We start from the raw sequence: 12,086 nt of genomic DNA, 5'->3' as shown, positions 1-12,086 counted from the left end.
TTATTGCACCTCCTTAATTCGTGCGACCATTTCGTTATTCAACTTGATATATTGAGTGCTAATTGCATTAGTAGGTTTTCCCATAAGTAGCAATCTACGTTGCGCTTCTTCTAGCGTTTTGAAGCGGGGTTCATATTCAGCTTTTATAGCGTTAATCTTATCTTCCTTTGTAGGAACATACGGATCAGGCTCAATAAATTTTCCGTTTACATACAATTTACCGCTCATAAATTCATCTAGCATACTGTCACCATCTGCAGAATACACATATTGTGCATTTGGATAATCGTGTTCAGCTTGCGCCATAATATCATCACGGCTCAACGTGTTATCACACAGGGATGTAATACGCTCCCCTTTGTCATTTAAAATAAATACATATTGATTCATAGTAGCATCCTTTCGGAGGTGAAATTATGCGCCGTTACGCCGTTATACTAAAACGTAGACAACGCAATACCATTACATTAAGGCAACTATTTAACGAGTGGTTGCCTATTCACTCACAAGCTATTACTAAGAGTGTCGTTAAGTCTTACCATATTGCTTTTAAACACATATCCAACATAGCGGATATGCCTATCACGGATATTCATTTTCAGCACCTTCAAAATGTGATTAATTCCATGCACGTAAAAGGACTTTCTTACTCATCATGTAAGAAAGTCCGCACGTTACTTAATCAATTATTTAATTACGCAATCATCCAAGATTACCCTATCACTAATTACGCCTCACACTTAAATCTAGGGCCCAATATACCAATGATTAAAAGAAGAGTATTCACTCGCCAACAAATCAACAAATTATGGGCGATAGATAATTCTTATTCCCAAATGATTTTAATGTTGCTCTACACCGGGCTCCGTATCGGCGAGCTACTTAACTTACGTAGGCAAGATATCAATAGACGATCATTATACCTTATTGTGAGACACGCTAAAACAAAAGCTGGTGAAGGGCGTATCATTCCCATCCATCACCGCATCATGCCATTAATTGAGCAATTATACAACGATACAGACAATTATCTATTCACTATCAGCTACACATCATTTCGCAAGCATTTCCATGATATTATGAAACAACTTAACTGCAAGCATACTATCCACGATACCCGGCACACATTTGCAAGTCTACTTGATGCGATTGCGCCGCCTAACACGTTACGCGCATTGTTAGGTCATAAACAAGGCGATATCACTACCAGGGTATACACGCACAAAACCATTCGGGAACTACGTAAAACAATAGAATTATTAAAGTAACTCCCCAGTGGGGAATATCCTGGTTTGATTCCAATAGGTACTACAAAGATATTTCGCTACCGATTAACAGTACTGTTCTGGTATCCTTAGCCACCGACGACTCTGTCAGTGTTGCGACTTCTGGATCGGAATGCTTTATTTCGTGGAACAGTGGATTTTCTCAATCTAATAGAACCGCAATCAGATTCTTAACTAACAGAGCAGATACTGGAAGTTTTGTGTGGATAGCCGTCGGATTATCTTAATACCCAGTGGGGAATAGGCGGCCAAGATAATGTAACTAAGACAGAAGTGCGATTCCCTATCAAATTTACAACTTTATTCATGGCGAACGCTATTGATGCGTACTGGTCGGGCTCAGATACCCCTAGGTATTTTGCCAACTCCGTGACTGAGAGCGACACCACTAAGGCCGTATTTTCGGCAAGTGATAGATATGCTGCTTCTTATTACTGGTTCGCTCTAGGAAAAATTTAATTACCTATAATCAGAAACATAATCTGGTCACCAACACCTTGCTGCCCTCTATAATCACTATCCTTGTACGTCAACTGATTTCTAGATGTCGATAAAATGATTTCAGAAAATGAATAATCACCGTTATATCTTGTTGCAGAAACGGCGATAGTTTTATTACTGAACTCTATCGGATATCGCACAGTCCATGGCTTTGGTTGATTATTAGCATTAAATAATACCCACTGGATAGTGAAACCATTCGCAAATTTTACGAAACCAGCATTGGCATCGAGTTTAGATGCCACGATAGCACCTTGCCCGATAAGATTTTTTATATCCTTCAATGTAGCAACTGGATTTTCTTGCCAGTTAGTTGCACCGAGGATTTTGGCAATCATAGCTGTAATCGCTGGATGAGATGAAATATCTGTGTTATGTTGTTTAACTGCTTCTGTTAACTGCTCACGTGTTACCAACGCACCCATATTAACAGTTAGCGATACATTTCCTGTATTACTAAATACCATTCCGATTGTTAATTCTTGAGATACAACTACCGAGCCACTTTCTGCCGGCATTCTGTCCGGTTCAGGGTCCGTAAGGTATGCATACAATATTTCGCCTTTATCAGGATCTTGTGCAAATAACCCAATTTCAGACATTCGGAAAGCTTCATGTATACCAGTATTAGTTATAACTGTATCAACACTTACAATTTTACCTTCTAGCTTAACTACAAAATTAGTAGTTTCCCACTTAGAGGAGATTACATCAGTTAATGCCAATGGATTCGTTGAATTAACACCACTACCTACTTTGATTTTAGTGAATGTCAGCTTAGTTTTGCCTGCATTCACCTTCGCTTGCAAATTCGCGCCAACATCAGTCATGGTTGCATTTGACCATTCTGCCATATATTCCTCCTATCTAACGCTATTATCTAGCGCTACATTAATCTTCGTTTTCTTAGATTCAACGGTGTAAGACGTTACATGGGTATTCAAATTAATGCGCCATGCATTCGTGAAATCACACTTGATATTCACTTTCCTAGATACACCGCACCATCCGGCAAAATACTTATTGAAGTTAATTCGTCGAATGAATTCAATACCATCTAGCCAGGACCGTACATTTTTAGCCGCATTAATAGCACGTACAAGCTTAGCTATATCTGTTTCGCCTCTTAATGGGGCTGTGATTAGCGTAACCTTGAAATAATACGGTTTCCCGCCATATTCAAACCATTCTTCGGTTTTTGAATCAGAATATATAGTCTGTACGGCCTTTTCAACAGCATACGGCGTGCCCTTATGGCGGTGAATATCAATTGAGTTCTTCACCATTTCACGTTTAGTCTCTATCGGTAACCCACTATCATAGTCATCCACGTGTAATTGATACGCTAAATGATCAATTACAGTCTCTGGTTCAGTATCAATAGACGACCATAATAGCAGAGTATTCGTATTCATAAATTCGGCCAGCATATCATCCCACGTTTTAGCAAGGGACTTAACTGGTTCCCTATCGATTGAGGACGGAAGATGCTCCGCACTAGTATACTTGCTATCAAGTATCATTCTTCCTCACTTCCTGCGAGCGCTACAGCGATTGAATTGGCTACTGCCACGCCGCTTTGTTCTGCAATCGGGGTAAATATAGGTGCCGTTACTTCAACGCGTTTAATTCCGGATACATCCATGAGCATTTGAACCAATCGACTGGGTACTATATCACGGCCCAATTTTGACTTTTGCCATATAACATAGTCATTAACTGCTTTATCTGCCTTAGCTTTTACCACCGTTGCATCGGCGCCTTTTTCAATGTAATACTTAGCGTCGATGTTATATTGCGTAGTAGTAGGTGCTAATACAGTTAGCTTATCAGTCAGAGGCCTACGTTTCTTATCAGATAAATAATCCGTAATAGTCGTGAGCAATTCTTGCCCAGGAAGTCCTCCTCCTGCTAATAAGGGATAAATATTAACCTCACCTGGACGTGGAGAAGATACGCCTACATCTGCCACAAGGTGCGACGCGGACTTTGTAAAATACTCATACGCCCCTTCAGGGCCTGCCACAGAGAACGATTCTGGAGCCTCATGAATACGTTCGCGATACGATTCGTCGTCCTCTGTATCAGAACCACCTTCAGATAGAGTTATATTACGCATCGTATCCACATAAGCTATAGGATCAATAATTGTACTTATCTCGCCCGGCTTAAACCCATTGTCTCGCGCCCCGGCAATTTGTGCTTCTGCTTTTACGGATCCATTAAGTTGACCTGGTAGAATAACCAAATCCTCAACAGTAGCAAAATATTCGCCACTTCCAGTTGATATTCTAGTCCACTTTGGAATAATGACAGAGTTCGTGCGCACTGCTGACAATGTTGCTTGAATTGTTGTAGTCGCTTTCGTTGCCTTTAATCGCTCAACAGCAGCAGGAACAGCTCCAACATGGTCCAAGTTATCGCCTTCTGCATAGGCTAATAGATTTTGTTTAGCTGCATAATTTGCATCGTTCAATAATCGGATAATAATTTCCGAAATTACATTTAAAAATAAAGTAACAGGATCGCCCTCTCCCAAGGTTCGCCCTGTTATTGTTGTGTAAATATCAAATACCTTCTGTTGAACGTGTTCTTTATCTGTGTTAAAAAACTCAACATTAGGTAAATCAGATAATCTCATACAGTCACCATCACTTTCGGAATCAACGCCCCATTTTGTGTGGCGGTAAATGATATATCACTAATTTTGGCACGTGGTTCATACCGTTTAATTTGTTGGAATATGTCGTTAGATAGATGAGCTTGCGCCTGATGGATAGGCATATCAATAATGCGACCATCAATACCAAACTCCCTATCTAGTGGCACGCTACCACGAACAGTAGAAATAATCGTTTGCACATTCTGCAAAATCTCAGCTACTTCACTTTCAGGTGCTAGCGATATCCTATTGTCAGTTACTGGTTTAATTTCATACGTTGCTGACATGGCTAGAACCTCCTCAATATCGTATTAACTTTATTGAACTTCTGACCATATTGATTTAGCATGGACTTTTCTTCTACTGTATTATTATCCGAATATTCCTCAAGAGTTAGAGAAACCTCAATAGATTGAGTCTTACCGTATGCATCCGTGAATAAGCTATCCTCGCTCATAGACATGATGACAAAGTAGTTTTGACTAACAGGTTTACCACCGATAATAAACGGTAATACAGCCCCCATATCGCGATAATTTCGCAATTTCTTAACAGTACTATCTGGAGATTGTCCAAGTGATGCAGAAATAAGAATCTTACATGTAATTTGTTCCACATCAGGTCCGCTAAATTGTTTGACAGGCTTTTCTAACATCAAATTGTGCTTTTCCCATCGAGCACTACCTGAACGCGTTACATCCGATACAGTAAGAACATTATCTAATGCGGTATAAAATACTATATCCGCCAAATAACCGATATACATCTATACCTCCTATTCTGGTCCTGATGTTGTAGAACCACCAGACACTACACCGCCATGCACATGATGAACTAAGGAAATACCATTGACCACTACATCCCCACCGCTTGAATTAATTGATAAAGTACCTCCAACATTAAGAGTCATATCTCCAGGAACAGTAAGCACACGTTTACCATTATCCGCACCGCCTGGAGTCGGATCCGCACTACTAAAGAATGTGCCAATAATGAATCCATCGGAAAACCCACGTCCGGACCGATTAGGCAACATAATGCACAATACCTGGTCATCAATAGCCGGCATCCAATAGTCCTTATCATGTGCTGCACCTCGATTAATGACAGATAATGGCGCCGTTACAACACCTTCTCTGTCTAGGCGTGTAACAACGGCTTTACCTTCTTCAGGAATTGTACTTGAAACATTTCCAATAAATATCATATCCACTAATGTGGATAATATGTCAGTAGCCATTTAAACACCTCCTTACATCAATCGACGTTGAATAATTGGCCCCTAATGTATGCGTTGCTTTAGTAATTAAATAATTACCATCGAACACCCCAAATCCTTCGAGATTAACCGTAACCGATGCCATAATAAGAGGATTGCCAGGAAAACTAAAAGACATTGTATCGGCTTCTTTATTGGCTTCTCTTAGCTTCTTTTTAGCCAATCTCTTTGCCTCAGCCTTATCTTTAACCTGTTCATTAACCTCTAATACAGCAAGGTACGGGTGACCCTTACGGTCAGGATCTTCGAATGTATCCTCGATAACGGATTTCTTATCCTTATCTGTATATTTCACATGGCATGCTCGATATACTTCACGAGTTTTACTTTTGTACGAATAAGATAAGGCTCTAGTAATAATCAAAGGCGGTTGCTCGCCTTCCTTCGTCTGTACAGGTTGATATTGGCCACCTGGTCTACGAATTATAACTTTAGGCTTCACGTTTTCGTATTTGTAATCATCGAATATAATCAACTGTTCAGTGGATACCTTAAGAGAAAACCCCGCATCATTGCATAGTTTCTGCAAGAATGCGAGGTCTGATTCAGCACTTTGTGATGCATCTTTTAACGGTGGGTCAAAATCCGCATCCCATACTAGCTTTAATTTATTATCTTTTGCTTTCTCGGTAGCAATCGCTTTAAGCGTTGTAGTTTTCCACGATTTGTCTTTCTTTTTCTCCCGCAAGTCAGTACTACCGATAATAGCGACACCTTTGATTTTAACTACATCAGGAAGGCTACTGCCCTCGAATTCATCAATTTCAAATTTGCCGATTGGCAACGTAAATTGTTCATCCCCTAATTTCTCCCATGCTACGGTATTAATTGCCACTTCTAGTAATGACCCTTTCACAGGGTACCAATCGCCGACCCATAGACGGCCCCTATCTTCTAGTGAGATAGCCACGTCATCTACAGTTCCTGAAAGGTTATCTGTGAAAGTTACATCAAGAAGGTATTTACTAATATCGTCGGTGATGTCCTTTGACTCCTTACTCCCCCAATGTTGGTAACCAATCGTACACCATGCCCGCCGTGCTAACTTCGTTTGTGGCGTTAAATCTTTCTTCCATTTCTGGACCTTAGCTAGGCTCTTTTGTAAGCTCATATACTATCGCCTCCATGGTGGTAAGAATTCAGGCAAGGAATCAGCAGGAACATCTGGGCATGTTAACACAACACCAGCGGAAAATATCGCCGTATTACGATGTTTTTGGTTTGCTTCTAACAATAGATTAATGTATCGTTCGTTGCCATACACCTTATAAGCGATTAAATCCCACATATCCCCTTGTATTGTTGTATAACTAGTCATAACTCAACCTCCGTTGTCCGGCGGTATAGCTACGCATCATTTGTTCAAATTCTCGCATTTTAGCATCCAATGCCGACATAATATCATCAGTTGAACCATTACCAGCATTTATAACTGGTGCAAATGTAATCTGTACAGGTGCCCCACTATTACTAGATGAGGATACAACAGGCACGCTAGGTGCTAATGATACAGTAGGCGCTACAGCTGACTGCGCACCACTCACACCTAACATTCGTCCGGCCGTTTGCCATAGGTTCATAGCATTAGCACTACCATCAATAGGAACAATTACTTCAGGATATCCGGCTTCACCAATCAATGCAACTTCTGGAGATGTAATTACACCGCCATTAGCATACGCTTTACCTCCAGCCGCGGAAACACCAACTGTAAAACCGCCACTAAATTGAGCCTTAATACTTTCCCATGCCCCTGCAATTGCGTTAGATACCGCACTCGGAATTTGACTTACCCAATTTAATACTGCATTATAGGCATCACTCGCCCATTGTTCTGCAGCCGCTACAAACGCCGCCCCCGCTTCTGCGCAGGCACTAGGTAAATTTATAAGGAAATTAATAACATCATTAACTAAATTACTAATCCATGATGTGGCCGTAGCATATGCCTCAGAGGCAAATGAGATAACCGCCGCTACGAATTCAGCGCCTAAAGTGATCATGTAGGTAGGTAAATTAATTAAGAAGTTATAAACTCCATCAACCATAGCTCCAAAAGTGGTAACCGCAAAGTTATAACACTCTGTGGCGAATGATACGACGGCAGATATAACAGCAGTACCTACTTGTACCATAATCTCAGGCAATCGCAAAATAATGCCTATAATGAATCCTACGGCCATACCAATATACGTAGGTAAGTTTAACCACAGATTTACGTAGGCTATTACTGCCGCTTTTAACGCATTAAACACGCTTAGCCCTATTGATAATAGGCCATTTATCACAGTCATAATACCGGATATAATGGCACTCCATGCAGAACTTAACGCAGAACATACACTATCCCATATCGAACTTAGTCCGGAACATACGCTATCCCAAACGGATGTTAATGTGGCACAGATAGTATCCCAATTAGTTACTAATAGGTATATTGCTGCAATAATTGCCATAATAGCAAGTACCCATGGGCCGCCTATTAGTGCACCCGCTGCTTTAAACGCACCCATTGCCGTTTCTACACCTTTAAATGCCGTGGTAATTGTAGTAATACCTGATGCCAATTTTGTAGCAGTACCGTATAGTAAGGCTAATTTCAATCCGTTAGTTACTACGGCTGCAATAGCTTCTTTGTTATCCTTCATGAACGTTACAACGGTTTGTAATACCGGAATCAGCGCCGGTAATATTTGCTGGGCAATTGGTATAAATGCCTGTGCCAAACCTAATGCAACTTGCGTAGCTTCCGCTTTCAAGATGTTCATTTGTAGCCATATTTCATGGAGTGATTTAGGATCTATTCCGACGCCTTTGATTTGTGATGCGGCCGCTTGTGCATCTGCATAGTTCTCAAATACTTTAGTAAGCTCCATGCCTTTTGCACCTAGCGTTTCAAGCATGAATTCTTGTCCCCGGCCTTGTGCTACCGCATTTTGGTAACCTTTAGCCATTGCATCCAACTGTTGATTCATAGGCAATAACTTGCCATTGGCATCGGTTAAGGATACACCAAATTGACTGAGATATCCTTGCAAAGCTTCAGCACTTTTACCGCCACCAGCCAAAGTCTTATCCATTTTAGCGAAAGACTTTGCGGCCGCTTCTACATCAACACCACTTAATGTCATAATCTTCTTAAATTGTGCCGTTTCAGCGGTTGTCATATGTAATTTATTAGACAATTGATAAAGTGCTTCGCCAGCATTTACTACATTATCTATAATGGCACCAATACCAAACCCACCGGCGGCAACCATAGCGAAACTTGCAAGCTTTCCTGTAATACCACTTACCGCAGCACTAGCACCTTGCGCAGCTGATGCAGCACCTGCTAAAGGACTTGCACCACCCATTTTACTGATTGCATTTTGATGCGCCGTCTGACTTGCGATATTAGACCGTAACCGGGCTTGCCGTTGTAACATAGAATTCAGCTTTTGCTCAGCTGCAATTGCTGCGTTCCTATCGCTAACATTACCAGTCTTTTGCGATATAGCTTGTAGTTTTCTATATTGCGCCTGTTGATCTTTGATTACATTAGATAATTTATTGAGTTCCTGAGATGCTTTTGATACGGAGGAAGATAACCCGCCATCGAGTTTACCTTTAATGGCAATCGCCATTTCTAAGACTTTATTGGCCATTATTTTCTCCCTTTCATTGTTTTATTCTCGCGCTCGATACTATCACTAATGAGCCGAACGTGGACTATGAACTCATCCACGTCTAGCTCTCTAATGAAGTAGTCCATCGGTGTGCTAGTGTATTTACTACACGTAATTGCACACTCAGTAAAATACCGTTCTAGGTCTGTTATTTTTCGGAATTGAGCAAAAAATTCTGTACCTCTAAGCACACTCTAGTGAAATCGGCAGCCGGGAGACTATAAATATCATCCACTTTACATCCGCATACAGCAGCTGCTACATGTGCTTGATACGTCATGGATAATGCCGGAACTGTAATAGTTTTATCTTCACCCTTAGCGGACTTTTCGCATTTAATTAATGTGTACCCGCTGATGCCTTCAAATTGTAAGGAATGACCAGCTTTTACTAATTCAATACCTGTTTGTTCATGTGTTTCGTTCATAGTGTTATGTTTACTCATTAGTGATCGTCCTTTCTACAGACTAAATACCGAGTGCAGCACGAACATCGCCAAGGAAGTCGGTGCCATCAGAAATAGAATCTTTATAGGCGTATTTATCGATTTCACGAACTACCTTGCCATCTTGTTCGAGTTTCAAGTATGTAGTTTCGATTGTGTTCGTTGCATCGATAGTATTGCCAGATTCATATGTGCCATTTTCTTTAGATTTAGCACGGCCACGAATAACAGCACGTGTAGGCACGATTACATATTTATCTTTGCCACTATCCCAACATTGGATAGCACCACGTACTTCTAAGCGTACGCCACGACCACCTGTAAGGCGGTGTGTAGTTTCTGTTGGAGTGTTCCAAGTAAGTTTTGTTTCCATAGAGGAGTAGTGTCCAATAACTGGCGCTTCTACTTCACCTGCAATGCCCACACCTTTTACAGTTTGAGTCATTACAGATTCACTAGGTAATTCCACTTTGGCAACACCTAAACAGTTGTCAGAGCCTTCTTCGTATACACGGAAGTCATTAAGTACTTCCGGCACTTGATTGATAGATGCCATGATTAATTACCCCTTTCTATACTGTTTGAAATAGCGTTTTGAAATAAGAAACATCGTATTCAGAGATGCTTTCAATTTCTTGCGCTGGAATTGGAGGTGTACGGTATTTATGGAAGCGAATAATACCATTCAACAAATCTGTTGTAGGGTTTTCTGCTTCTTTGAATTCAATACGACCGCCCAAGATAAAGCCACGAGAAGTAAGACCGTTAAGACGGATTGTTTCACTATCAAGAATTGTCTTGATATTACGAGGCAAGATAGGCATATCCACTTTTTGCCAATAGGTTAAGATGAATGTTTGGTCATCCCAATCATTGAACCGGCGTACACAAATGAATGTATCCTTAACATCAGTTGTGCCAGGATATGCACCTGTATAGTTACCCCAAGATACCCAACCATTGATATTAACGGCCGTCATAATACCTTGAGAGTTCAATAAGTTTGCTTGCGAATGCGTAAGCATTACTTCCTTACCATTAGCTAAGCACAAGCCTGTGATATTCATAGACTTATTGGAAGGGGATAACGTAGGAATATCGCTATTGGATGCATCACATTTGCCAATAATGCCCATGATGTGCGTAGACATATGGAACATATAATCGCCATTGCGAACCATCGGCCAACATACGACTTCAGATTCACCTGTATAGCTATTACCTTTCTTCCATTCGTAAGCATCTGTGTATTTAACAACTTGTGTAGTATCGATATCTACCAAAGTAGTCGCACCAAACAAGTTATTAATAACACGAGATTTTGCTTTCATCACGGAAGCGACTGTAGGATGTTGAGAGAATCCAGGTGCAGCAATAAGACCAGGTACAATACCGAAATGATGATAGATTGTATCAATCAATTCAAAGCCTGTTGCTTTTTCATTACTATCTACACCGCCGATTACGTTTTTATAATCGAAGTTTTCTACATCGAGTTCATCGTATGTGAGGTCCAATGTACTTGCGGAATCGAACTTACCACCTTTGATAACAGAGATGATTAATTGATTTTTGTCATCAAATGCCGCCGTGTAATCTGTGTTGGCCACACCTGTTTGACCGCCACTAGATACTTGCAATGTGTTAAGCAATACTGCAGCTTTTACAATGCATTTCTTTTCTGTCAATGTAGCAGTTGTTGTAGTGGATTTCTTATGTTTAGCAGGATCCAATACGTTAACAAATACGATTGGAGCTACGCCATACAATTTGAATTGTGCGTACATTGCTTCACACAATGTGAAATGTGTCCAATCTTCAGAATAGCCAAGTTGTTGAACAGCTTCTTCCCAGCTATAACAGATGATTGGCTTATTAATTACTGCGCTAGGGTCTTCTGTAAGGTGTACAGGTGCAGTACCGAACACAATTGGAAGGCCGGCAGTAGTTTGGACAGGAGCAATTACAGAGGTAGCTTGCTCACTTGTTTTGACGCCATGATAAAAGGCCATTTACTTCACTCCTTTATAATTCTTCAATGCGTTAACATAGAATACATTTAATTGTGTGCCTTGTGTTCTCACATCAATCATTGCTTGGTTGAGTTCGTCCAGAGGCACGAATAAATGCATAAAAATAGGGTCTTTCGCTTCCGGCAGTGGTGCACCGTCGCTAAATACCATGAATTGATTTAACCGGCTACTGCGGAACGAAGGCCCAACATATACAACAGGGTTCATCGTTG

At 40.8% G+C, this 12,086-nt stretch carries 16 protein-coding genes; 2 read left to right on the top strand and 14 right to left on the bottom strand.

Features of this window, described 5'->3' with window-relative positions:
- Nucleotides 1–390, bottom strand: coding sequence for a hypothetical protein (locus E6X37_RS06110; protein ID WP_077708167.1), 390 nt, complete (start codon nt 388–390; stop codon nt 1–3).
- Nucleotides 391–416: 26 nt separating this feature from the next.
- On the opposite strand from E6X37_RS06110, the gene E6X37_RS06105 reads away from it, so the two are divergent.
- A complete protein-coding gene (locus E6X37_RS06105; RefSeq protein ID WP_174892238.1) occupies nt 417–1,268 on the top strand; it encodes a tyrosine-type recombinase/integrase in 852 nt (283 codons plus the stop codon).
- Nucleotides 1,269–1,526: 258 nt separating this feature from the next.
- Nucleotides 1,527–1,745 (top strand): gp53-like domain-containing protein, encoded by a 219-nt coding sequence (locus E6X37_RS10410; protein ID WP_462889682.1) that lies wholly within the window; start codon nt 1,527–1,529, stop codon nt 1,743–1,745.
- Here E6X37_RS10410 and E6X37_RS06100 read toward each other — a convergent pair.
- The 13 genes from E6X37_RS06100 to E6X37_RS06040 all read right to left on the bottom strand — a co-directional run bounded on the left by E6X37_RS06100 (nt 1,742) and on the right by E6X37_RS06040 (nt 12,081).
- Nucleotides 1,742–2,641 carry a gp53-like domain-containing protein gene (locus E6X37_RS06100; RefSeq protein ID WP_316689686.1) on the bottom strand — a complete coding sequence of 300 codons (900 nt, stop codon included), beginning with the start codon at nt 2,639–2,641 and terminating at the stop codon, nt 1,742–1,744. The genes E6X37_RS10410 and E6X37_RS06100 overlap by 4 nt on opposite strands.
- Before the next feature lie 9 nt (nt 2,642–2,650).
- Complete coding sequence (locus tag E6X37_RS06095; RefSeq protein WP_287507490.1) at nt 2,651–3,310, bottom strand: phage tail protein I; 660 nt, start codon at nt 3,308–3,310, stop codon at nt 2,651–2,653.
- Nucleotides 3,307–4,428 carry a baseplate assembly protein gene (locus E6X37_RS06090; RefSeq protein ID WP_316689685.1) on the bottom strand — a complete coding sequence of 374 codons (1,122 nt, stop codon included), beginning with the start codon at nt 4,426–4,428 and terminating at the stop codon, nt 3,307–3,309. The genes E6X37_RS06095 and E6X37_RS06090 overlap by 4 nt, the downstream gene beginning before the upstream one ends.
- Complete coding sequence (locus E6X37_RS06085) at nt 4,425–4,736, bottom strand: GPW/gp25 family protein (RefSeq protein ID WP_077708162.1); 312 nt, start codon at nt 4,734–4,736, stop codon at nt 4,425–4,427. The genes E6X37_RS06090 and E6X37_RS06085 overlap by 4 nt, the downstream gene beginning before the upstream one ends.
- A 2-nt stretch (nt 4,737–4,738) precedes the next feature.
- Nucleotides 4,739–5,215: a phage tail protein gene (locus E6X37_RS06080; RefSeq protein WP_077708161.1), complete on the bottom strand. Its 477-nt coding sequence runs from the start codon at nt 5,213–5,215 to the stop codon at nt 4,739–4,741.
- 9 nt (nt 5,216–5,224) lie between these two features.
- Complete coding sequence (locus E6X37_RS06075) at nt 5,225–5,689, bottom strand: baseplate assembly protein (RefSeq protein ID WP_077708160.1); 465 nt, start codon at nt 5,687–5,689, stop codon at nt 5,225–5,227.
- Nucleotides 5,679–6,839 carry a phage late control D family protein gene (locus E6X37_RS06070; RefSeq protein WP_316689684.1) on the bottom strand — a complete coding sequence of 387 codons (1,161 nt, stop codon included), beginning with the start codon at nt 6,837–6,839 and terminating at the stop codon, nt 5,679–5,681. Before E6X37_RS06070 ends, E6X37_RS06075 begins: the two co-directional genes overlap by 11 nt.
- A gap of 3 nt (nt 6,840–6,842) precedes the next feature.
- Nucleotides 6,843–7,046: a tail protein X gene (locus E6X37_RS06065; RefSeq protein WP_060924349.1), complete on the bottom strand. Its 204-nt coding sequence runs from the start codon at nt 7,044–7,046 to the stop codon at nt 6,843–6,845.
- Nucleotides 7,039–9,375, bottom strand: a complete 2,337-nt coding sequence (locus tag E6X37_RS06060; protein ID WP_316689683.1) for a hypothetical protein — start codon at nt 9,373–9,375, stop codon at nt 7,039–7,041. The genes E6X37_RS06065 and E6X37_RS06060 overlap by 8 nt, the downstream gene beginning before the upstream one ends.
- A 169-nt stretch (nt 9,376–9,544) precedes the next feature.
- On the bottom strand, nt 9,545–9,841 hold the full coding sequence (locus E6X37_RS06055; protein WP_077708157.1) for a hypothetical protein: 297 nt from the start codon (nt 9,839–9,841) through the stop codon (nt 9,545–9,547).
- Between the two features lie 22 nt (nt 9,842–9,863).
- Nucleotides 9,864–10,397, bottom strand: coding sequence for a phage major tail tube protein (locus E6X37_RS06050; RefSeq protein ID WP_038125816.1), 534 nt, complete (start codon nt 10,395–10,397; stop codon nt 9,864–9,866).
- Between the two features lie 16 nt (nt 10,398–10,413).
- Entirely contained in the window at nt 10,414–11,853 is a 1,440-nt protein-coding gene (locus tag E6X37_RS06045) for a phage tail sheath family protein (protein WP_077708156.1), read from the bottom strand.
- Complete coding sequence (locus E6X37_RS06040; RefSeq protein ID WP_316689682.1) at nt 11,854–12,081, bottom strand: hypothetical protein; 228 nt, start codon at nt 12,079–12,081, stop codon at nt 11,854–11,856.
- Nucleotides 12,082–12,086: the final 5 nt, after the last annotated feature.

It is taken from the genome of Veillonella parvula (genome assembly GCF_032550495.1).
In the GTDB taxonomy this organism is placed as follows: Bacteria; Bacillota; Negativicutes; order Veillonellales; family Veillonellaceae; genus Veillonella; species Veillonella parvula_G.
This window is presented reverse-complemented; position numbering and strand designations above follow the sequence as displayed.

What these genes read in the sequence shown, in the direction of transcription:
- E6X37_RS06100 (WP_316689686.1), bottom strand. Translation starts at nt 2,641, where the DNA reads ATGGCAGAATGGTCAAATGCAACCATGACTGATGTTGGCGCGAATTTG.
- E6X37_RS06055 (WP_077708157.1), bottom strand. Translation starts at nt 9,841, where the DNA reads ATGAGTAAACATAACACTATGAACGAAACACATGAACAAACAGGTATT.
- E6X37_RS06065 (WP_060924349.1), bottom strand. Translation starts at nt 7,046, where the DNA reads ATGACTAGTTATACAACAATACAAGGGGATATGTGGGATTTAATCGCT.
- E6X37_RS06070 (WP_316689684.1), bottom strand. Translation starts at nt 6,839, where the DNA reads ATGAGCTTACAAAAGAGCCTAGCTAAGGTCCAGAAATGGAAGAAAGAT.
- E6X37_RS06040 (WP_316689682.1), bottom strand. Translation starts at nt 12,081, where the DNA reads ATGAACCCTGTTGTATATGTTGGGCCTTCGTTCCGCAGTAGCCGGTTA.
- E6X37_RS06110 (WP_077708167.1), bottom strand. Translation starts at nt 390, where the DNA reads ATGAATCAATATGTATTTATTTTAAATGACAAAGGGGAGCGTATTACA.
- E6X37_RS06045 (WP_077708156.1), bottom strand. Translation starts at nt 11,853, where the DNA reads ATGGCCTTTTATCATGGCGTCAAAACAAGTGAGCAAGCTACCTCTGTA.
- E6X37_RS06060 (WP_316689683.1), bottom strand. Translation starts at nt 9,375, where the DNA reads ATGGCCAATAAAGTCTTAGAAATGGCGATTGCCATTAAAGGTAAACTC.
- E6X37_RS06095 (WP_287507490.1), bottom strand. Translation starts at nt 3,310, where the DNA reads ATGATACTTGATAGCAAGTATACTAGTGCGGAGCATCTTCCGTCCTCA.
- E6X37_RS06090 (WP_316689685.1), bottom strand. Translation starts at nt 4,428, where the DNA reads ATGAGATTATCTGATTTACCTAATGTTGAGTTTTTTAACACAGATAAA.
- E6X37_RS06075 (WP_077708160.1), bottom strand. Translation starts at nt 5,689, where the DNA reads ATGGCTACTGACATATTATCCACATTAGTGGATATGATATTTATTGGA.
- E6X37_RS06085 (WP_077708162.1), bottom strand. Translation starts at nt 4,736, where the DNA reads ATGTCAGCAACGTATGAAATTAAACCAGTAACTGACAATAGGATATCG.
- E6X37_RS06050 (WP_038125816.1), bottom strand. Translation starts at nt 10,397, where the DNA reads ATGGCATCTATCAATCAAGTGCCGGAAGTACTTAATGACTTCCGTGTA.
- E6X37_RS06080 (WP_077708161.1), bottom strand. Translation starts at nt 5,215, where the DNA reads ATGTATATCGGTTATTTGGCGGATATAGTATTTTATACCGCATTAGAT.
- E6X37_RS06105 (WP_174892238.1), top strand. Translation starts at nt 417, where the DNA reads ATGCGCCGTTACGCCGTTATACTAAAACGTAGACAACGCAATACCATT.